Genomic DNA, 20081 nt, shown 5'->3' on the forward strand with positions numbered 1-20081 from the left:
ATGCTACATGGAGGAGCCCTATGGGTGCGTTGACCAAAGCAGAGCTAGCTGAGCATTTGCATACTGAGCTGGCGCTGTCAAAGCGAGAAGCAAAAGCGATGGTGGAGGCGTTCTTTGAAGAAATCCGCGCCTGTTTGCGTGAAAACGAGCAGGTGAAACTGTCGGGGTTTGGTAACTTTGATCTGCGTGATAAGCGCGAGCGGCCTGGGCGAAACCCTAAAACTGGCGAAGAAATCCCTATCTCTGCCCGGCGTGTGGTGACTTTTCGCCCCGGGCAAAAGCTAAAGCAGCAGGTAGAACGCTACTCAAGTGGTCAGTAGCGAGCACATCAAGCTGCCCAACGAAAAGGAGTGCCTAATGGCACTCCTTTTTTATAGGCTACAAATAGGGCGCTATCTGGCTAAATACCTCCACCCTCAATCAGCCAAGTGATCACCACTTTAATGACGTAGCCCAACATTCCGGCACCTAATACCACAAACAACATAATCGTGCCAAATTTACCTGCGTTCGATTTTTTTGCGAGATCCCAAATAATAAAACACATAAAAATGATCAGGCCGCCAATCATAATGGGCGTGATCCATGTCTCAAAGGTCTGCTGCATAAGCGCTCCTGTTGGACGATTGTCGGTAGCCCATGGTGGGGCGTGCGTCATTTTTGTCAGTCGTGTTAATATTTGAGCAAATTCATCAGGTATTTGTCGACTGAACTTTGCGGACTTAACAAAGCGCAGTATGACAACTTTGCCGAGGAGTAGGCCAATGCCTAAGTTAACCATTCTGGTCGGCACCATGTATGGTGGTGCGTTAGACGTTGCAGAGCAGGTAAAGCCGCTGTTTGAGCAGGCGGGCTATGACGTTGATATTTCAGAGCAGCCCTCTGTAGACGATGTTTCCCAAGCCAGTGATCTAACGCTTTTCTGTGTGTCTACCACGGGGAGCGGTGATTTTCCCGGTAACTTTGTGCCCTTTGTTCGCAGTCTAAAAGATCAAAGTCCCTCATTGGCGGGACTGCGTTATGGGTTGATCGCGCTTGGCGATAGTTCCTACGGTGATACGTTCTGTGGCGCGGGGAGAGCCTTAGATGAGTTGCTGCAGGATCAAGGCGCCCACCGTTTAGGTGAGCGCCTTGAAATCGACGCGATGGAAACCTTCATGGCGGATGATGCAGCGGTGCCGTGGGTAGAGGAGTGGATTGATGCTCAGAAGCTAAAGGTAGCATAGCCATGCAGCAAACGGTTTACTCTCCCAAGCGAGTGAGCGTAGCGGTTGGCTTATGCATCGTGATGCTCGCTGCGCTCCCGCGCTATATGGTGGGAGGACATGAGACGCGTCAAACCCTTCTGCTGATGGCCTTGGTGCTAGTGGCTGGCGCAGCCGCGTTCCAGTGGAGGATGCTGTCTCAAGAGGCCCGTCAGGCGCTACCAGCACTAATAAAGCGTCTAGCGATCATGCTAGTGCTCGGAGCGCTGGTGATGGGGGCTTGGCACGCCATGTTTACTGATTGGATTAGCTGGCAGGTCTTTATCTCTCACGCGGCGACGTGTGGTCTGCTGCTGCATGCGGTTTCCCTGTGGTGGTCTGCACGGGAGTAACGATTTTTGTACCTTTAAACCCTTGTAATTGGTGCTTGCGCCCCCATCTTGCGAGCATGGCGCTTGCCACCATGCGTCAGGGTTCTTAAAATTGCCCCCTTGAACATATTTTACGCAATCAACACAACGCCCAGCCGCTAGAGGACAATTCATGCAAGTTTCCGTCGAGACGACCTCCCAGATCGAACGCCGTATCACGATTCAAGTGCCGGCAGCAGAAATCGACGAGGCCGTCAGCGCTCGCTTGAAAGACACCGCGAAAAACGTTCGCTTGAACGGTTTCCGCCAAGGCCGGGTGCCAATGGCCGTCGTGCGTCAGCGCTATGGCGACAGCGTGCGCAGTGAAGTGGTAGGCGAAGTGATGCGTGAACGCTACGTTCGCGCGATCACAGAAAAAGAACTCAACCCTGCCGGTTTCCCGCAGATTGAGCCAAAAGTTAATGAAGAGGGTAAAGACCTTGAGTTCGTTGCGGTAATGGAAGTTTACCCGCAGGTTGAGCTGACCTCTATCGAAGGTACAGACGTTGAGCGCCCAGTTGTGTCTGTCAGCGAAGCAGATGTCGATGAAATGATCGATACCTTGCGTAAGCAAAACGCCGCATGGGAAGAAGTTGACGCTGCCGCTGCTGACGGTGACCAAGTCACTATCGATTTCCAAGGCTTCCTGGGCGACGAGCCGTTTGAAGGTGGCAGTGCAGAAGGCCACGCGTTGGTCATCGGTTCTAACAGCTTCATTCCAGGTTTTGAAGAGCAACTGATCGGTGCTAAAGCAGGCGAAGAAAAAACCATCTCCGTCACTTTCCCTGCGGATTACCAAGCCGAGCATCTGGCCGGTCAAGACGCCACCTTCAAGGTGACCGTTCACAAAGTAAGCAGCCAGAAACTGCCGGAAGTTGATGCTGAGTTCATCGAGCGTTTCGGTGTGGAAGACGGCGATGAAGCCAAATTCCGTGCTGAAATTAAAAAGAACATGACCCGCGAAGCGGCTCAGGCTGTTGACAACCGTGTTAAGCAGCAGGTGCTGGATGCGCTGAAAAAAGCGAACGACATTCCCGTGCCTACCGCGCTGGTTCAGCAAGAAACGGACGGCATGAAGCGTCAAGCCGCTCAGCAGTTTGGCCTGGGTGAGGATTTTGACGTTAGCCAGCTGCCGAATGAGCTATTTGAAGAGCAGGCGAAGAGCCGTGTTCAGGTCGGTCTATTGCTAGCTGAAGTGATCAAAGCCAATGAACTGGACGCAGACGACGCGGCCATCAAAGCCAAAGTAGAAGAGCTGGCTGAGCAGTATCAAGATCCATCCGAAGTGGTTGAGTACTACATGGGTAATGAGCAGCTGAAAACCCAGGTAAAATCTGCCATTCTCGAAGAGAAGGCCGTTGAGAAGCTGCTTGAGCAAGCGAACGTCAAAGACGTTGAAATGTCTTACCAGCAAGCGCTGGCTGCTGCTCAGCAGCAGGCTGAGCAAGATGAGAAGGCCGAAGAGGGCGAACAGGCAGGCGCCTGATCTCATCGCGTGGCGCACCCTATCTGGGTGCGCTTTTCCCTTACCGGACGCAAGGAATCACCCGAATGAGTGAGTTTGATATTCAAAACGCCGGCGGTTTAGTGCCCATGGTGGTTGAGCAGAGCGCCAAAGGGGAAAGAGCCTACGACATCTACTCGCGCCTTTTAAAAGAGCGCGTGATTTTCCTGGTAGGGCCGGTAGAAGATTACATGGCTAACCTTGTCGTGGCGCAACTGTTGTTTCTTGAGTCTGAAAACCCCGATAAGGATATTCATCTTTACATCAATTCACCCGGTGGTTCGGTAACGGCGGGTATGTCAATTTATGACACCATGCAGTTTATTAAGCCGGATGTTTCCACCGTATGTATTGGTCAGGCTGCCAGCATGGGCGCGCTCCTGCTAACAGCAGGCGCTGCGGGCAAGCGTTACTGCTTACCTAACTCCCGCGTGATGATTCACCAGCCGCTAGGTGGCTACCAAGGTCAAGCGTCGGATATTGAGATTCACACCCGTGAAATTCTCGGTATTCGTGAGAAACTGAATCAAATTCTGGCTCACCACACTGGCCAGGATGTTGAGAAAGTGGCTCAGGATACTGACCGCGACAATTTTATGAGCGCCAATAAAGCAAAAGAGTATGGCTTGATTGACGCAGTGCTGGATAAGCGACCTACATCCTGATAGCGTGATAGGATTCTGCTTTTCTAACGAGCTTTTCAGGCGGCGTCAGCCGCCGCAGTGACAGAGGTACGCGAATGGCCGACGGCAAAGGCAAGGACGAAGGTGGCAAACTGCTTTACTGCTCGTTTTGTGGTAAAAACCAAAACGAAGTTCGTAAGCTGATTGCCGGCCCGTCCGTGTATATCTGCGATGAGTGTGTCGACTTATGTAATGACATCATTCGCGAAGAAGTTCTCGAAGCCGATGCCGAGAGCGATGAGGAGCGTTTACCTACGCCCCGCGAAATACGTCATACATTGGACGACTACGTCATCGGACAAGACCGCGCCAAGATGGTGCTGTCTGTAGCGGTTTATAACCACTACAAGCGTCTGAAGTCAGAAGTACGTGAAGGCGATGTGGAGCTAGGTAAGTCCAACATCCTGCTAATTGGCCCGACGGGTAGCGGTAAAACGCTCCTCGCCGAGACCATGGCGCGGCTATTGAATGTACCTTTTACTATTGCTGATGCAACGACGCTGACCGAAGCAGGCTATGTGGGTGAAGATGTTGAAAATATCATCCAAAAGCTGCTGCAAAAGTGCGACTACGACGTTGAGAAAGCCGAGCGCGGCATCGTCTATATCGATGAAATCGACAAAATCTCGCGTAAATCGGATAACCCGTCGATTACCCGTGATGTTTCTGGCGAAGGCGTACAGCAGGCGCTGCTGAAGCTAATTGAAGGCACAACGGCGTCCGTTCCTCCCCAAGGTGGGCGTAAGCATCCCCAGCAGGAGTTTGTTCAGGTCAATACGGCCAATATCCTGTTTATTGTGGGTGGTGCTTTTGCTGGCTTGGATAAAGTCATTCGCGACCGTGCTGAGAAAGGCGGTATTGGTTTCAATGCCAGCGTGAAAAGCAAAGAGTCTTCGCGAGGCGTTGGCGAGCTACTCGCGGATGTCGAGCCAGAGGATCTGGTCAAGTTTGGCTTGATTCCTGAGTTTGTGGGTCGCCTGCCAGTGATTGCAACGCTGACTGAGCTGACAGAAGACGCACTGATTCAGATTTTGACTGAGCCGAAAAACTCGCTGATCAAGCAGTATGCCAAGCTCTTCGAGATGGAAGACGTCACGCTTGAGTTTAGAGACGACGCCTTACGGGCTGTGGCTGTGAAAGCCATGGAACGTAAAACCGGTGCTCGTGGGCTGCGTTCTATCCTAGAGTCTGTGCTGCTGGATACCATGTATGAAATTCCTTCCTTGGAAGGGGTGAGCAAGGTCGTCATCGATGGTTCCGTCATTGCTGGCGAAAGCGAGCCACTGTTGATCTACTCGCAGCAGGAAGAAGCGCGGGTCGACGGTACTGACGGTTAACCCTTCGGTACGTGCCACGGCCTAGCTTTCACCGCTTGTGCCAAACCAAGGGGTCGCCTAGGCGGCCCCTTGTTGTTCTACGTTATTGTTGAAACGGCTGGCCAGCACACGGTGATGTGTCGTGTCATGCCCTTTCATACTGTGAGGTACTTGGCTAAGTACCCTTCAAGTACTCATCCGAATTTGAGGAACGTCTGCGATGCAGCAGAACGCCGATCAGACACAATGTCTACCCCTGTTGCCTTTGCGGGATGTGGTTGTGTATCCGCAAATGGTTATTCCGCTTTTTGTTGGCCGTGAGAAGTCCATTCAAGCCTTAGAGGCAGCGATGGAAGCCGACAAGCGTGTACTGCTGGTGGCTCAGCGCGAGGCCTCACAGGATGATCCTGATAATGCGGACCTCTACGCGATGGGGACCGTTGCTGACATCATGCAGCTGCTTAAGCTGCCTGATGGCACTGTAAAGGTGTTGATTGAAGGCAGCTTCCGCGCTGATGTTATCGATATCGAAGAAAATGAAGCGGGCTACACTCAGGCGCACTTAACCCCACGTGAAAGCGAGCCGCTTACCAGTCGTGAGCAAGAAGCGCTAGTGCGTGTCCTGCTCAATCAGTTCGAGCAGTACGTCAAGCTGTCTAAGAAAGTGCCCAACGAAGTGCTTAACTCGCTGTCGGGCATCGAAGACCCTAGCCGTTTGGTCGACACCATCTGCGCCCACCTGTCACTGAAGATTGGTGACAAGCAAGAGCTGCTCGAAATGGATCGCGTACGCGACCGTATTGAACACCTGATGGCGCTGATTGAGTCTGAGATTGATCTGCTCCAGGTCGAGAAGCGCATCCGCTCGCGTGTTAAAGAGCAGATGGAAAAAACGCAGCGCGAGTACTATCTCAATGAGCAGATGAAGGCCATCCAGAAAGAGATGGGTGAGCTGGATAATGTACCCAACGAAGCCGAAAAGTACGAACAGGCGATCAAAGAGTCTGGGATGCCCAAAGAGGCGTCTGATAAAGCGACTCAAGAGCTTAATAAGCTCAAAATGATGGCTGCCAATTCTGCTGAGGCGACCGTAGTGCGCTCATATCTGGACTGGCTAATTGCCGTTCCATGGAAAAAGCGCACGCGCGTTAAGCACGATCTGGTAAAAGCCCAGCAGGTGCTGGATGAAGATCATTACGGCCTGGAAGAAGTGAAGGCGCGCATTCTTGAGTACCTAGCCGTACAAAAGCGCGTACGGAAAATGAAAGGGCCGGTGCTCTGCTTGGTAGGACCGCCTGGGGTAGGTAAAACGTCTCTTGGTCAATCCATCGCCCGCGCGACAAATCGTAAGTACGTCCGCCTGGCGCTGGGTGGTGTGCGCGATGAGTCGGAAATCCGTGGCCATCGCCGCACCTATATTGGCTCGCTGCCAGGCAAGCTGATGCAGCGTATGAGCCGTGCCGGGGTGAAAAATCCACTTTTCCTGTTGGATGAGGTGGATAAACTAGGCATGGACCACCGTGGTGATCCGGCGTCAGCGCTTCTAGAGGTATTGGACCCCGAGCAGAACAACAGCTTTAGTGATCACTACCTTGAGCTGGATTACGACCTCTCTGAGACGCTGTTTATTTGTACCGCGAACTCAATGAATATCCCAGGCCCGCTGCTGGACCGTATGGAGATTATTCGTCTACCGGGCTACACCGAAGACGAGAAGCTCGCCATCGCTAGGCGCTACCTGCTACCCAAGCAGCTAGAAGCTAATGGGCTTAAGGAGGAAGAGCTAGCGCTGAATGACGACGCGTTGCTTGAGTTGGTGCGCTACTACACTCGTGAGGCGGGTGTGCGCGAGCTTGAGCGTCAGATCGCTAAAGTGTGTCGTAAAGTGCTGCGTGAGCGCTTAGAAGCTGAGCGCACCTCGAAAGATAAGGCAGGCAACAAGCTGCAGGCGCAGCAAGTGCTCTCCGCTGATCAGATTGAGACTTATGCCGGTGTGCGCCGCTATAGCTATGGCTTGGCGGAGCAGGAGGACCAAGTCGGTCGTGTAACCGGCTTGGCTTGGACGTCCGTAGGTGGGGAGCTGCTCAACATTGAGTCGGTAGTGACGCCAGGTAAAGGTCGTATTAACAAGACCGGTTCGCTTGGTGATGTCATGAAAGAGTCGGTAAGTGCAGCACAAACCGTCGTGAAGGCGCGTGCTCAGGCCTATGGAATTGACCCCCAGCGCTTCGAAAACGAAGACCTGCACATCCATGTGCCCGAAGGTGCCACACCTAAAGACGGGCCCAGTGCTGGTATTGCCATGGTAACGGCGATTGTCTCCGCCTATACTCAGCGGCCAGTAAGGTGCGATGTGGCCATGACAGGGGAGGTAAACCTGCGTGGTGAAGTGTTACCGATTGGGGGTCTAAAGGAGAAATTGCTGGCGGCTAGGCGGGGTGGTATAAAGACCGTCTTAATCCCTGAGGAAAATCGTCGAGATCTCAAGGAAGTACCGGAGAATATCAAAGGAGCGCTTGATATTCGCCCCGTACGCTGGATAGATGACGTGCTGGCCGTGGCGCTGGCAGAGAATGTTGCCGAAGGCGCTTCATTAAAGGGCGCAGATAAGTCTTTCAATGCAAATGCTGTTGCAAGTACCCATTAAGCGTTAAAGCAGTTTTGCTTTAATTTTACTTAATAATTTTGCCCAATGCCTTGAGCAGCGGGCATTTCACGGTCCGGTCGCTTGACAGGTGTTTCAAGGCATTGCTATAAAACGCAGCTATGCTTTGAGGTTGATGCACTTGGTGGCCGTGCCGTTTAGAGCCATTTTTTGAAACAGTTAAGGGGTGAAGTGTGAATAAGTCCGAGCTGATTGAAGCTATTGCCGCATCTGCAGATATTCCTAAAGCAGCGGCAAGCCGCGCATTGGATGCCATGGTGGAGTCTGTCACCGATAGCCTCAAAAAAGGCGAGAGTGTTTCTCTGGTAGGTTTTGGTACCTTCGCTATTAAAGAGCGTGCTGCGCGTACTGGTCGTAACCCCCAAACGGGTCAGCCAATCGAAATCAGCGCAGCAAAAGTGCCCAGCTTTAAAGCCGGTAAAGCGCTGAAAGACGCCGTCAACTAATTGGCTCGCGTTTGCTGTAACCTAATGGGCGCATCGCATCCGCGATGCGCCCATGTTCTTTTCTGGCCCGATGGTTTGGGCAATAGATGGCTTTGATGATCTGAGGCTAGCATGCTGCAAAGTATACGAGATGGCTCCAGAAGCTGGGGTGCCAAGATAATCATTGGTGTCATGGTCGCGGCCATGGCGCTTTTTGGTGTGGAGTCGCTGTTCAGTGTCTTTGGTAGCGACCCCAATGAAGTGGCGAGCGTTAATGGCGAACCCATTATGCGTCAGCAAGTTGAGCTAGAAGTGCAGCGCGCGCTGCGTTCTGGGCAAGTGCCTCCTGAGCAGGAGCGGGCACTGCGCAATGATATGCTCGACCAGCTCATCACTCAGTCTTTACTGCGTCAGTATGCTGAGGACGGCGGTTTTTACGTCTCCGACGCTCAGCTTGACCAGATGATCGTGACACTGCCTGAGTTTCATGATCAGGATGGGCGCTTTTCTGCAGAAATTTTCCGGAATCGTCTGGCAGGAGCGGGTTACACGCCGCTGTCATTCCGTGAAGAGCTGCGGATGGATATCAAGCGTCAGCAACTGCAGCAGGGCTTGGCCTTCAGTGACTTCAGCTTGGCCAATGAAGAGCAGCGTCTGGCAGACCTGCAAGGCCAGCAGCGAGATTTCCGCTACGTGATGCTGGATGCCAATGATGCTGCTTATGAAGTAGAGGTCACCGAGGAGCAGATGCAGGCCTACTATGACGCCAACCAGGAACGCTTCGAGCGCCCGGAACAGGTGCGCGTCGAGTACGTGGTGATTGACCGCCAGGCCATGGCTGAAGATATTGCTGTGGACGAGAGCGAGCTCCGCGCTGCCTGGAGTGAGCAGAATCGCGATGCCAACCGTCGTGTTTCCCATATCATGGTGACCTTTGGTTCCGAACGTGGCCGTGAAGAGGCCCAGCAGCTGGCCAATGAGGCACTGGCTGACCTGAACCGTGGTGAGAGTTTCGCCGACACCGCCGTGCGTTTTTCGGACGACACCGCCAGTGCCGAGCAGGGTGGTGATCTGGGCGTGATCAGTCGCGGCTTCTTTGGTGATGCCTTCGATGACGCAGCGTTTGCCCTTGGGGTCGGTGAGACGTCCCAGGTCATCGAAATGGACGGTGCTTTCCATATCCTGCAGGTTACCGAGCTGGATGCGCCTTCTTTCGAAGAGCAGCGTGACCGTTTGGCCCAGGAAGTGGCGTTGCGTGAGGTCAATGATGACTTCAATCGTCAGGTGCAGCGTCTGATCGATGAGAGCTTCGCGGCAGACGATCTGCAGTCCGTTGCGGATGACCTCGGCCTGACGCTCAACGAGAGCGACTGGTTGGCGCGTGGGGAAGGTGAAGGAGCGCTTTCCGAGCCGGGCGTGCTGGATGAGGCGTTCAGCGCTGACGTGCTGGAAGAGGGCTACAACAGCGAAGTGATTGAGCTCGACAACGACCGCCGCTTAGTGCTTCGTGTCGCCGAGCATCGTGATGCGACTGTTCTGCCCCTAGATGAAGTGCGCGATGAAGTAGAGCAGGCTGTTGCTGCTCAGCAGCGCCAAGAAGCACTTCAGGAGCAGGCAGCAGAATTGATCGCCTTGCTCCGTGCGGGCGATGCCGTTGAGCTGGAGTGGCTGGAAGCCAATAACGTCTCTCGCCAGTCTGACAGTACGCTGCCTCAGGTGCTGATCCGTGAAGTGTTCCGCATGCCACACCCTGAAGAGGGCGACAGCGTTTACCGTGCCGTGACCTTGCCTCAGGGCGTTGCTGTCGTTGCATTGGACAGTGTCAACGAAGGGCAGGCCGACGAGCAGATGAATGCTTTCGTGTCACAAATGGCCGAACAACTGCGGGCTCAGGCGATCATTCAAGGATTGATCGATGACCTGCGCAGTGATGCCAGGATAGAGCGCTAAAACTAAAAAGCCGATCCATGTGATCGGCTTTTTCATGACGGGGCCTGTGCTCAATGCGATTCGCTGTCGCTACCAGGCGGCTGGATCAGCGAGAACTGGCGCAGTACGGGCTCTGGGTGGCGCTCGCTCGAGTGCTCCACGACAATATCCCAGCCGTGTTCGCTATCCCAATCGCCTAACACAAAGCGTTTGGCAGGCACGTCTTCGACGGTGAGGTCATGGACCTTGGGGCGATGGGTGTGGCCATGGATCATGATGTTCACCCCATGGCGCTGCATCGTGGTCACGACTTCTGCGTGGGTCACATCCATGATGGCTTCGGCCTTGTTGGCGTTGGCATCCCCAGACTGCATACGCAGGCTCTTGGCCAACTCTAGCCGCTGCTCCAGCGGCATGGCCAGGATCTGCGCCTGCCACTCTGGGTGGCGAGACTGGGCGCGAAACGCCATGTAGGCCTCATCTTTGGTGCACAGGCTGTCACCGTGCAGAATGACGGCGGCTACGCCCTGCAATTCCACTTGCTCACTGTCGGGCAGCAGGGTGGCCTGACAGGCGTTGATGAAGCGTTCGCCGATCAGAAAGTCCCGGTTGCCGTGGATGAAAAAGATGGACGTGCCCGCATCGCTCAGTGCCCGCAGGCGCTTGATCACCTCATGGGCCACCCCGCTGAGGGGGTGAGGCGTATCCAGCAAGTCGTCTCCGATCCAGGCGTCGAACAGGTCGCCTAGAATGTAAAGATCCTCGGCCCCTTTGGCGGTATGCTCCAGGTAACGATAAAACCCCTGATTGAGCTCAGGGGTGTCGTTACTCAAATGCATGTCAGCGATCAGCAGCGTACGCATAAGACTCCCGACGGTTATTCCGCATCCTTCAGGTAGGCGCGCTCGATGACCACGTCTTCGGCGGGCACGTCTGCGTGCATGCCACGGCGCGTGGTGCTCACGGCCTTGATGGCGTTGACCACGTCCATGCCGTCCACTACTTCACCAAATACCGCGTAACCCCAGCCTTGCAGGCTTTTGCCGCTGTGGTTCAGGAAGCTGTTGTTACCGACGTTGATGAAAAACTGTGCGGTGGCAGAGTGGGGGTCCTGGGTACGGGCCATGGCCAGCGTGCCGATGGTGTTCTGCAGACCGTTGTCGGCTTCGTTTTCGATGGGGTCGCGTGTCGGCTTCTGGTTGAACTCCTGGTCGAAGCCGCCCCCTTGAATCATGAAACCATCGATGACCCGGTGGAACAGCGTGCCGTCGTAAAAACCGTCGCGCACGTACTGCTCGAAATTGGCTGCCGTAACCGGGGCTTTTTCATGATTGAGCGCGATGGTGATGTCACCGTAGTTCGTCTGTAATACGATCATGGATAAATTCCTGTTCAATAAAAGCGTTCGCCTTGGCGCTGTGCATCGGCGTCACGTTATAATAGCGGTTTTGCTCGGCACCGCGAAGCGCTAACCCTGATTGCCTTTGCATCGTTTGCCCAGCACGCCATCCACCATGAGGTTATCAACACCACCATGACCAACGAGACCACCCCAGCGCCGAACTTCATTCGCAACCAAGTACGCGACGAGATAGCGGGCGGCCAGGTCACCAAAATTGTGACGCGCTTTCCTCCGGAGCCCAACGGCTTTTTGCACATCGGCCACGCCAAGTCGATTTGTCTGAACTTCGGGTTGGCAGAGCAGTTTGGTGGTGAGTGTCATCTGCGCTTTGACGACACCAACCCAGCAAAAGAAGAGCAGGCGTACATTGACGCCATCAAAGAAGACGTTAGCTGGTTGGGTTTTGAGTGGGCAGGCCCGGTACGTTTTGCCTCCGACTACTTCGACCAGCTCTACGCCTGGGCGCAGCATCTGATTCGTGAAGGCAAAGCCTATGTGGATGACCTGTCTCCGGATGAAATCCGCGAGTATCGGGGTACGCTGACCGAGCCCGGCAAGCCTAGCCCCTACCGCGAGCGCAGCGCCGAAGAGAGCTTGGACCTTCTAGAACGGATGCGTAACGGTGAGTTTGGTGAAGGGGAAAAAGTGCTGCGCGCCAAAATCGATATGGCGTCGCCCAACATCAATTTGCGCGATCCGATCTTGTACCGCATTCGTCATGCGCATCACCACCAAACAGGTGACAAGTGGAAAATCTACCCCTCGTACGATTTTACCCACGGTCAGTCGGATGCCATCGAGGGTATTACTCACTCCATCTGTACGCTGGAGTTCGAAGACCACCGCCCGCTATACGAGTGGTTCTTGAACAATCTGCCGGTGCCCGCCAAGCCGCGCCAGATTGAATTTGCCAGACTGAACCTCGACTACACGCTGACCTCCAAACGTAAGCTGAAGCTGTTGGTGGATGAGCAGATCGTCGATGGTTGGGATGACCCGCGAATGCCGACCATTTCCGGTATGCGTCGCCGGGGCTATACGCCCGCTTCGATTCGTAAATTCTGTGAAATGATCGGCGTGACCCGTTCCGACGGTGGTTTGGTGGATATCGCCATGCTGACCCACGCCATTCGTTCGGACCTGGAAGATAACGCACCCCGGGCGATGTGCGTGCTCAAGCCGCTAAAAGTGGTGCTGACCAACGTGCCGGAAGATCACGAGGAAGTGTACGAGGTGCCAGGCCACCCGGCGCGTGAAGACATGCCGATGCGTAAAGTTCCTTTTGGTCGTGAGCTCTACATCGAGCAAGACGATTTTATGGAAGACGCGCCGAAGAAATTCTTCCGCCTAGCACCGGGCAAAGAAGTGCGCCTGCGCAACAGCTACGTAATTCGCTGTGATGACGTGATTAAAGACGATGCAGGTGAGATTATTGAGCTGCACTGCTCCGTCGATTTCGACACCCTGGGTAAAAACCCGGAAGGCCGCAAGGTGAAAGGCGTAATTCACTGGGTCAGCGCGGCCCACGGCGTGCCGATGGAAGTGCGCCTGTACGACAACCTGTTCATGGTCGAGCAGCCCGATCGTGATAAGGACGTAGACTTCCTCGAGCATTTGAATCCCGAGTCGCTGGTGGTGTGCCATGCCATTGGCGAGCCAAGCCTGGCCAGCGCCGCGCCGGAAGATCGTTTCCAATTCGAGCGAGTCGGTTACTTCTGCGCCGATCGTCACGCCTCCACTGCCGACCACCTGGTGTTCAACCGCACCGTGGGCTTGAAAGATAGCTGGGCGAAAATCAAACAGAAGGGATAAGGAAACGTCATATGCATATTTACAATACGCTGACTCGCCGCAAAGAGCCTTTTAAGCCCCTTGTCGATGGCAAGGTCAGCATGTACGTTTGCGGTATGACGGTGTATGACTACTGTCACCTTGGCCACGCCCGGGTGATGGTGGCCTTTGACGTGATTACCCGCTACCTGCGCCATCGCGGCTATGACGTGACCTACGTGCGCAACATCACCGATATCGACGATAAAATCCTCAAGCGGGCCGAGGAGAACGGCGAGCCCATCGACGCGCTCACCGAGCGCATGATTGTCGCGATGCATGAGGACGAAGCTCGCCTGAACGTGCTGCCACCCAGTCAGGAGCCCAGGGCAACGAGGCACATCGACGATATTATCGCGATGATCGAAACGCTCATCGACAAAGGTTTTGCCTATGCCGCGGCCAATGGTGATGTCTACTACCGAGTGCGCAAGTTCACCGACTACGGCAAATTGAATAACCGTCAGTTGGATGACATGCGCTCTGGTGCACGGGTCGACGTGGATGTGCACAAAGAAGACCCGCTGGATTTCGTGCTCTGGAAAGCGGCCAAGCCCGGTGAGGCTCACTGGCACTCCCCCTGGGGAGACGGGCGACCGGGTTGGCACATTGAATGCTCCGCGATGTCCACCTGCTGCTTGGGCGATACCTTCGATATACATGGCGGCGGGCCGGATTTGACCTTTCCCCATCATGAAAACGAGATTGCTCAATCGGAAGCGGCGACAGGTAAAACCTACGTCAACACCTGGATGCATGCTGGAGCCGTTCGCGTCAACCAAGAGAAGATGTCCAAGTCGCTGGGCAACTTCTTCACCATCCGCGACGTGCTAGCCGAGCACGATCCAGAAGTGGTGCGCTACCTGTTGGTGGCCAGCCACTATCGCAGCCCGATCAACTACTCCGTGGACTCGCTGGTCGAGGCGCGCAAGTCGTTGACGCGCCTGTATACCGCCCTTGATGGTGTCGAGGTGGCATCTGAGGGTGAGCAGGGGGCTTACGCCGAGCGTTTCACTGCTTCCATGGATGATGATTTCAATACCCCGGAAGCGCTGGCCGTACTGTTCGACCTGGCAAGAGATCTCAATCGTGCCAAGAGCGATCAGCCGGAAGCTGCGCCCCGCCTGGCCGCAGAGCTGCAGCGCCTGGCGGGAGTGCTGGGGCTATTGCAGCAGACGCCGCAGGCCTTCCTGAAAGGGGCGCAGCATTCGATGGCGTTGAGTGAAGACGAGATCGAAGCCAGAATTGCCGAGCGTCAGGCGGCCAAAGCCAACAAGGACTTCGCCCGCGCCGATGCCATTCGTGACGAGCTGGCAGCGCTTGGCATCGTGTTGAAAGACTCACGAGAAGGCACGACCTGGGTCATCGAAGCGCCTTGATGACGAAGGAAGTCGGATGCCGTTGAGGCGGCGTCTGACGTCAACGCAGTTGCCTCGTATACTGAAGCGACACTCTCAGGATGCTTACTCAAAGGATGACCCCTATGCGCCGACTGCTGAACCCCCTGCTGACCGCCTGCTTGTCCACGGTGGTCCTTACCTCGACGGTACTCACGACGGCCCAGGCCAGCGAGCCGGTGGTGGTCTCTTCCAAAATCGACACGGAAGGTTCTGTGTTGGGAGAACTGATCATCCAGACCCTGGAGCGCCATGGGATTGCCACCCAGGGCCGCCTGCAACTGGGAGCGACCAGCGTGGTGAGGAATGCCCTGCTGGCCGCTGAAATCGACGTCTATCCAGAGTATACCGGTAACGGTGCGTTCTTTTTCGATATGACCGACAGCCCGGTGTGGAACAGTGCTGATGATGCCTATCAGACCGTTCGTGAACGGGATGCGGAGCAAGGCTTGATCTGGCTGCAGCCGGCCAGTGCCAACAACACCTGGGCCATGAGCATTCGTCAGGATGTGGCCGAGACCCATGGGCTCGACACCCTGGAAGACCTGGCCAGCTATCTGGCCGAGGGGGGCGAGTTCAAGTTTGCGGCCAGTGCGGAATTCGTCGAATCCGAGCAGGCCCTGCCGGCGTTTCAGGACGCCTACGGCTTCGAGTTGAGCGATGACCAGTTGCTGGTGCTCTCCGGGGGCAATACCGCCGCCACCATGCGCGCAGCCGCCCAGCAAACCAGCGGCGTCAACGGAGCCATGACCTACGGTACCGATGGCGGGCTCACCGCACTGGGACTGCGGGTGCTGGAGGATACGCTGGGCGTGCAGCCGGTCTACCAGCCTGCGCCAGTGATACGAGAAGACGTGCTGGCCCAGTATCCCGACATCGAAGGCCTGCTCAATGACGTGTTTGCGACGCTGGATCTGGTGACCCTGCAAACGCTCAACGCGGATGTGGCCGTCAACGGTCGCTCTGCCGACCAGGTGGCTCGCGAATATCTCGATAGCCTGGATGAGTGATGAATGCCGTTGATCGACGCACTGCCATCGCCAGCGACCATTCGGCGCCGCTGGCAACCTAATGTTGTACTGTTGTGTCTGAGCGCCGCCATGCTGGCGGCAGCCTGGTCTTTCCATCTGGTGACCGTGGCGCCGAATAGGATCGTCACGGGAACGGGGTTTGGAATGGTGGCGGCCATTGGCTGGCCCGGTGGCGTACTGGTATCGCTTCTGTTCATCGCCATGGCCGCCCTGGCCTGGGTGCCCAGCACGCGCCATTATCGGGCGCTGCTGGGGGTGATTACCCTGACCCTGTTGCTGATGCCGTTTGGCCTGATGGTCGCCGGGCACTGGCTGATACCCGTGGATACGCCCCAGGCCAGGCTAGGCATCGGGACTGCCTACTGGACGGTGCTGTTCGTGCTGTTGCTGTGTCTGGTGGAAGTACGCCTGCGGCTTGGGCTATCTCGATGGTGGACAGCGCTGCTGCTGCTCGGCATCGGCATCTTGTGGTGGCTGTGCGCTGCCTTCGGATTGCAGTCGCTGGCCCTGGTGCAGGAGTTTCAGGCCCGGGAGCGGCAGTTCTATCGTGCGTTGAGTCAACATATCGTGCTGGTCAGCAGTGCCGTGAGCGTCAGCGTCGTGATGGGCATGCTGCTGGCCATGCTGATGCGCCGCTACCGGCGCCTGCAAATCGTCGCCTTTGGGCTACTCAATTTTCTGCAGACGATTCCCAGCCTGGCGCTGTTCGGTTTGCTGCTAGCCCCCTTGGCCTGGCTGGCGGCCAATGTGCCTGCCTTGGCAGCCATGGGCGTCAGTGGAATTGGCAATGCCCCGGCGCTGATCGCCTTGATTGCCTACAGCCTGTTGCCCATGGTGCGTAATACTTACGTTGCCCTGGAGGAGGTCAGTGCAGAGACCCTGGAAGCGGCCAAGGCCATGGGAATGCGGAGCCCGCAGCGGTTCTGGCAGGTTCGGCTGCCGCTGGCGCTGCCGGTGTTGCTGGAAGGGGTAAGAGTCACCGCCGTACAGGCCATCGGGCTTACGGCGGTGGCGGCGCTGATTGGTGCCGGAGGACTTGGCACCTTCATTTTTCAAGGGTTGGGGCAGGCGGCCATGGACATGGTGCTGCTGGGTGCGCTGCCAATCCTGGTGCTGGCGCTGATCGTGGATGCAGGATTAGGGGCGCTGGCGGAAGCGCTACGCCCCGGAGGACAGCAATGATCGAGCTTTCCCATGTCTCCAAGCAGTTTGGTGACGAAACGGCGGTGGATGATATTTCACTGCGGGTGGCCAAGGGCAAGTTCTGTGCCCTGGTGGGTACCTCCGGATGCGGTAAGTCCACCACGCTGCGCATGATCAATCGGCTGATCGAACATACACGTGGCGACATCATTCTGGATGGCCAGGCGATAGAGCACTACGACCCGGTCAAACTTCGCCGACGTATCGGCTACGTCATCCAGAGCACCGGCCTGTTCCCGCACTGGACCGTCGCGCGCAATATTGGCCTGGTACCGCGGCTGTTGAAGTGGGCACCTGCCGAGGTCAACCGCCGTGTCGAAGAGCTGATGGGCTTGCTGGGGCTGCCGGTGGGCGAGTTTGCGTACAAATACCCGCATCAGCTTTCCGGCGGGCAGGCGCAGCGCGTGGGCGTCGCCCGCGCGCTGGCCGCAGACCCGGATATTTTGCTGATGGACGAGCCGTTTGGTGCCCTGGACCCGATCACCCGGGACAAGCTGCAGGATGAGCTGGCCCGCCTGCAGGCTAGTCTGCACAAGACCGTGGTGCTGGTGACTCATAACATGGATGAAGCCCTGAAACTGGCCGACCACCTGGTCGTCATGCGCGAGGGACGTATTGTCCAGCAGGGCACGCCTTTGGCCCTGCTGCAGCATCCCGCCGACCCTTTCGTGGATTCGCTGCTGGGAGGCCTGGAGCGGGGGCTCAAACAGGCAGGGCTGACGCGCGTCAAGGATCACATGGCGTCTCTGGGCCCCACGCTGCCAGCCCAGTCGCGTATTCCCGCTGACTTTTCGCTGCGGCAGGGGCTTTCCATGATGCTGCGTGACCACTGTGACCGCTTGACCGTGGTGGACCAAAACGATGTGCCCATAGGCGAGCTGTCGCTGCGTAGAATCGTCAAGGAAGCCCAGTTGGACAGGGGCACCCCAACGTGAGGCCGGATCCATCTCGCTCTGCGTCTTCGACCTCAGCCACTTCCAGCGCTGTCTCCGCGAGTTCCACCGCTTCGCGCTATGCCGCGTGGGGCTGGCCACTGGCCTGGGCGGCCTTGCTGCTGGTGATGGTGTTGGCCATACCCACTCTGGAACCGCTGTTTCGCTGGGTAGAGCCCAATGCGCGGCAGGTGATCTACGGGCGTGCCGATTTTGTCGATTTGCTGGCCCGGCATCTGCTGGTGGTGAGCGTGGCCGCGCTGGTCACGCTTCTGGTGGGCGTTTCTGCAGGCATTGCCGTCACCCGGGCCAAGGGGCGGGATTTCCTGCCGCTGGTCGCTCAGCTGTCGTCGCTGGGGCAGACGTTCCCGCCAGTGGCGGTGCTGGCGCTGGCCGTGCCGGTACTGGGATTTGGCACACTGCCGATCATCGTGGCGCTGATGCTGTATGGGCTGCTGCCCATCGTGCGTAACACCTTGACGGGGATCAACGAGGTTGATCCTGTGGTCAAGCAGGCGGCCATCGCCATGGGCATGACGCCCTGGCAACTGCTGCGTCATGTCGAGCTGCCGCTGGCCTTGCCAGTCATTCTGGCGGGCGTTCGCACTTCGGTCACCATCAACATTGCCACGGCGGCGCTGGGCGCAACCGTGGGGGCCAGTAATCTGGGTGACCCGATCATCGCGGGGATCATCAATGACAACATGGCGTATATCGCCCAGGGGGCGCTGTCGATTGCCCTGCTGGCGCTCACTGTCGATAGCGCCTTCAATGCTCTCCAACAACGCCTTGTACGCCGATCTGCGTCTTAAGTTGAATCCCTAACGGCGGGAGACTGCGTTACTGTCCAAGTGTTGCGTTGACATGTGTCAGATAAATCCACTGGCACAAACGGTCATCACCAACAACACTACCCTCAAAAGGGGTAAAAACAAGGACAATAATGATGACTCAGTTCGTACATCAGCCGGTCTTCATGACCGGCGACGAATTCTCCATAGACACCTTCAGCGTGCTCAGCCCCGAGGGCGAGCTTTATGAAGGTGCCGACGAGCCCGCCTTGAGCCGCGATCACGCCCGTAGGCTCTACCAGGCCATGCTGGCCACGCGTATTCTCGATGAGCGCATGATGGCCGCGCAGCGCCAGGGCAGGCTCAGCTTCTACATGCAGTGTACCGGTGAGGAGGCCGCGGTGGTGGGAGCCACCGCAGCCCTGGACGATGCCGACATGATCATGGCGCAGTACCGCGAACAGGGCGCACTTATGTATCGCGGATTCTCCATCGACGAGTTTATGAATCAGCTATTTGGCAACGAGCTTGATTACGGCAAAGGCCGCCAAATGCCGATTCATTACGGCTCTCGCAAGCTGCACTACATGACCATCTCATCGCCGCTGGCGACGCAGATTCCTCAAGCCACCGGGTATGCCTATGGCCAAAAGCTGGCCGGTGAAGGCCACTGTACGCTGACCTTTTTTGGCGAAGGCGCAGCCTCAGAAGGGGACTTTCACGCCGCGCTTAATATGGCCTCGGTGCATCAGGTGCCGGTGATCTTTTTCTGCCGCAACAACGGCTACGCTATTTCTACTCCCTCCACAGAACAGTTTGCCGCTGACGGCATTGCTCCCCGTGCCTTTGGCTACCATATGCACGTGATTCGCGTGGATGGTAACGACGCCCTAGCGGTATATGAAGCGACCCGCCAAGCGCGAAAAATCGCCGTTGAGCAGAACCAGCCGGTGCTGATTGAAGCCATGTCCTACCGGTTGGCTGCCCACTCCTCTTCGGATGACCCCTCGGGCTATCGCGCTAAGAGCGAAGAGGAAGCGTGGCGCGCCAAAGATCCCTTGCTACGCATGCAGCGCTGGCTGGCGAAGAAAGGGTGGTGGAGCGATGAAGAGGAAGCTGCCCAGCAGGAGAGCCTGCGCCGTGAAGTGCTGGAAACCATGAAGCGCGCCGAAAAACGCCCGCCGCCGCCGCTGGAGTCGTTAATCAGCGATGTTTACGCCGATGTGACACCTGCGCTACAGCACCAGCTGGATCAGTTGAAGCGCCATATTCGCCGCTACCCAGATGCCTACCCGCGCGGCGCAAAATCGCTAGATCTGACGCTTTCGTCAGCCACTGATACTCAGGGAGAGGCGTAA

19 protein-coding genes are annotated in these 20081 nt (G+C 56.5%); 16 read left to right on the top strand and 3 right to left on the bottom strand.

Annotated features, from left to right (window positions below):
* The first annotated feature begins 20 nt into the window (after positions 1-20).
* Positions 21-320 (top strand): integration host factor subunit alpha, encoded by a 300-nt coding sequence (locus NH344_RS12685; protein ID WP_044629429.1) that lies wholly within the window; start codon positions 21-23, stop codon positions 318-320.
* Positions 321-400: 80 nt separating this feature from the next.
* On the opposite strand, the gene NH344_RS12690 is transcribed toward NH344_RS12685, so the two are convergent.
* A complete protein-coding gene (locus NH344_RS12690) occupies positions 401-607 on the bottom strand; it encodes a DUF2788 domain-containing protein (protein ID WP_058576340.1) in 207 nt (68 codons plus the stop codon).
* A gap of 157 nt (positions 608-764) precedes the next feature.
* Between NH344_RS12690 and NH344_RS12695 the strand changes: the two genes are divergently transcribed.
* The 8 genes from NH344_RS12695 (at position 765) to NH344_RS12730 (ending at position 10158) form a co-directional block, all read left to right on the top strand.
* The gene (locus tag NH344_RS12695; RefSeq protein WP_058576341.1) at positions 765-1226 is read left to right on the top strand and encodes a flavodoxin; all 462 of its coding nucleotides are present in this window, start codon (positions 765-767) and stop codon (positions 1224-1226) included.
* Positions 1227-1228: 2 nt separating this feature from the next.
* The gene (locus NH344_RS12700; RefSeq protein WP_044629426.1) at positions 1229-1597 is read left to right on the top strand and encodes a hypothetical protein; all 369 of its coding nucleotides are present in this window, start codon (positions 1229-1231) and stop codon (positions 1595-1597) included.
* A 151-nt stretch (positions 1598-1748) separates the two neighbouring features.
* Positions 1749-3101, top strand: coding sequence for a trigger factor (gene tig, locus NH344_RS12705; RefSeq protein WP_058576342.1), 1353 nt, complete (start codon positions 1749-1751; stop codon positions 3099-3101).
* A 65-nt stretch (positions 3102-3166) separates the two neighbouring features.
* A complete protein-coding gene (clpP, locus tag NH344_RS12710) occupies positions 3167-3784 on the top strand; it encodes an ATP-dependent Clp endopeptidase proteolytic subunit ClpP (protein WP_044629424.1) in 618 nt (205 codons plus the stop codon).
* Positions 3785-3858: 74 nt separating this feature from the next.
* A complete protein-coding gene (clpX, locus tag NH344_RS12715; protein ID WP_044629423.1) occupies positions 3859-5139 on the top strand; it encodes an ATP-dependent Clp protease ATP-binding subunit ClpX in 1281 nt (426 codons plus the stop codon).
* Positions 5140-5338: 199 nt separating this feature from the next.
* Positions 5339-7765, top strand: coding sequence for an endopeptidase La (gene lon / locus NH344_RS12720; RefSeq protein ID WP_058576343.1), 2427 nt, complete (start codon positions 5339-5341; stop codon positions 7763-7765).
* A gap of 191 nt (positions 7766-7956) precedes the next feature.
* Positions 7957-8229, top strand: coding sequence for an HU family DNA-binding protein (locus NH344_RS12725; RefSeq protein ID WP_044629421.1), 273 nt, complete (start codon positions 7957-7959; stop codon positions 8227-8229).
* 111 nt (positions 8230-8340) lie between these two features.
* A complete protein-coding gene (locus NH344_RS12730; protein WP_058576344.1) occupies positions 8341-10158 on the top strand; it encodes a SurA N-terminal domain-containing protein in 1818 nt (605 codons plus the stop codon).
* 50 nt (positions 10159-10208) lie between these two features.
* Here NH344_RS12730 and NH344_RS12735 read toward each other — a convergent pair whose 3' ends face one another.
* Together NH344_RS12735 and NH344_RS12740 are read right to left on the bottom strand one after the other, a co-directional pair.
* The gene (locus NH344_RS12735; RefSeq protein WP_054645075.1) at positions 10209-11000 is read right to left on the bottom strand and encodes a UDP-2,3-diacylglucosamine diphosphatase; all 792 of its coding nucleotides are present in this window, start codon (positions 10998-11000) and stop codon (positions 10209-10211) included.
* A gap of 14 nt (positions 11001-11014) precedes the next feature.
* Positions 11015-11515 (bottom strand): peptidylprolyl isomerase, encoded by a 501-nt coding sequence (locus NH344_RS12740; RefSeq protein WP_044629418.1) that lies wholly within the window; start codon positions 11513-11515, stop codon positions 11015-11017.
* A 156-nt stretch (positions 11516-11671) separates the two neighbouring features.
* Between NH344_RS12740 and NH344_RS12745 the strand changes: the two genes are divergently transcribed.
* The 7 genes from NH344_RS12745 (at position 11672) to NH344_RS12775 (ending at position 20081) form a co-directional block, all read left to right on the top strand.
* Positions 11672-13351 (top strand): glutamine--tRNA ligase/YqeY domain fusion protein, encoded by a 1680-nt coding sequence (locus NH344_RS12745; RefSeq protein ID WP_228168467.1) that lies wholly within the window; start codon positions 11672-11674, stop codon positions 13349-13351.
* An 11-nt stretch (positions 13352-13362) separates the two neighbouring features.
* On the top strand, positions 13363-14748 hold the full coding sequence (cysS, locus tag NH344_RS12750; RefSeq protein WP_058576346.1) for a cysteine--tRNA ligase: 1386 nt from the start codon (positions 13363-13365) through the stop codon (positions 14746-14748).
* Positions 14749-14852: 104 nt separating this feature from the next.
* On the top strand, positions 14853-15776 hold the full coding sequence (locus NH344_RS12755) for an ABC transporter substrate-binding protein (protein WP_058576347.1): 924 nt from the start codon (positions 14853-14855) through the stop codon (positions 15774-15776).
* Positions 15777-15779: 3 nt separating this feature from the next.
* Positions 15780-16979, top strand: a complete 1200-nt coding sequence (locus NH344_RS12760) for an ABC transporter permease (protein WP_058576348.1) — start codon at positions 15780-15782, stop codon at positions 16977-16979.
* Entirely contained in the window at positions 16976-17935 is a 960-nt protein-coding gene (locus NH344_RS12765) for an ABC transporter ATP-binding protein (RefSeq protein ID WP_058576349.1), read from the top strand. Before NH344_RS12760 ends, NH344_RS12765 begins: the two co-directional genes overlap by 4 nt.
* 98 nt (positions 17936-18033) lie before the next feature.
* The gene (locus NH344_RS12770; protein ID WP_290444037.1) at positions 18034-18744 is read left to right on the top strand and encodes an ABC transporter permease; all 711 of its coding nucleotides are present in this window, start codon (positions 18034-18036) and stop codon (positions 18742-18744) included.
* A 134-nt stretch (positions 18745-18878) separates the two neighbouring features.
* On the top strand, positions 18879-20081 hold the full coding sequence (locus NH344_RS12775; protein ID WP_058576351.1) for a thiamine pyrophosphate-dependent dehydrogenase E1 component subunit alpha: 1203 nt from the start codon (positions 18879-18881) through the stop codon (positions 20079-20081).

Source organism: Halomonas sp. Ps84H-12 (assembly GCF_024124725.1).
Lineage (GTDB): Bacteria > Pseudomonadota > Gammaproteobacteria > Pseudomonadales > Halomonadaceae > Vreelandella > Vreelandella aquamarina.

Bases quoted from the DNA above. Each gene is read 5' to 3' on its own strand.
- NH344_RS12685 (WP_044629429.1), top strand. From the start codon at position 21: ATGGGTGCGTTGACCAAAGCAGAGCTAGCTGAGCATTTGCATACTGAG.
- NH344_RS12690 (WP_058576340.1), bottom strand. From the start codon at position 607: ATGCAGCAGACCTTTGAGACATGGATCACGCCCATTATGATTGGCGGC.
- NH344_RS12695 (WP_058576341.1), top strand. From the start codon at position 765: ATGCCTAAGTTAACCATTCTGGTCGGCACCATGTATGGTGGTGCGTTA.
- NH344_RS12700 (WP_044629426.1), top strand. From the start codon at position 1,229: ATGCAGCAAACGGTTTACTCTCCCAAGCGAGTGAGCGTAGCGGTTGGC.
- tig (WP_058576342.1), top strand. From the start codon at position 1,749: ATGCAAGTTTCCGTCGAGACGACCTCCCAGATCGAACGCCGTATCACG.
- clpP (WP_044629424.1), top strand. From the start codon at position 3,167: ATGAGTGAGTTTGATATTCAAAACGCCGGCGGTTTAGTGCCCATGGTG.
- clpX (WP_044629423.1), top strand. From the start codon at position 3,859: ATGGCCGACGGCAAAGGCAAGGACGAAGGTGGCAAACTGCTTTACTGC.
- lon (WP_058576343.1), top strand. From the start codon at position 5,339: ATGCAGCAGAACGCCGATCAGACACAATGTCTACCCCTGTTGCCTTTG.
- NH344_RS12730 (WP_058576344.1), top strand. From the start codon at position 8,341: ATGCTGCAAAGTATACGAGATGGCTCCAGAAGCTGGGGTGCCAAGATA.
- NH344_RS12735 (WP_054645075.1), bottom strand. From the start codon at position 11,000: ATGCGTACGCTGCTGATCGCTGACATGCATTTGAGTAACGACACCCCT.
- NH344_RS12740 (WP_044629418.1), bottom strand. From the start codon at position 11,515: ATGATCGTATTACAGACGAACTACGGTGACATCACCATCGCGCTCAAT.
- NH344_RS12745 (WP_228168467.1), top strand. From the start codon at position 11,672: ATGACCAACGAGACCACCCCAGCGCCGAACTTCATTCGCAACCAAGTA.
- cysS (WP_058576346.1), top strand. From the start codon at position 13,363: ATGCATATTTACAATACGCTGACTCGCCGCAAAGAGCCTTTTAAGCCC.
- NH344_RS12755 (WP_058576347.1), top strand. From the start codon at position 14,853: ATGCGCCGACTGCTGAACCCCCTGCTGACCGCCTGCTTGTCCACGGTG.
- NH344_RS12760 (WP_058576348.1), top strand. From the start codon at position 15,780: ATGCCGTTGATCGACGCACTGCCATCGCCAGCGACCATTCGGCGCCGC.
- NH344_RS12765 (WP_058576349.1), top strand. From the start codon at position 16,976: ATGATCGAGCTTTCCCATGTCTCCAAGCAGTTTGGTGACGAAACGGCG.
- NH344_RS12775 (WP_058576351.1), top strand. From the start codon at position 18,879: ATGACTCAGTTCGTACATCAGCCGGTCTTCATGACCGGCGACGAATTC.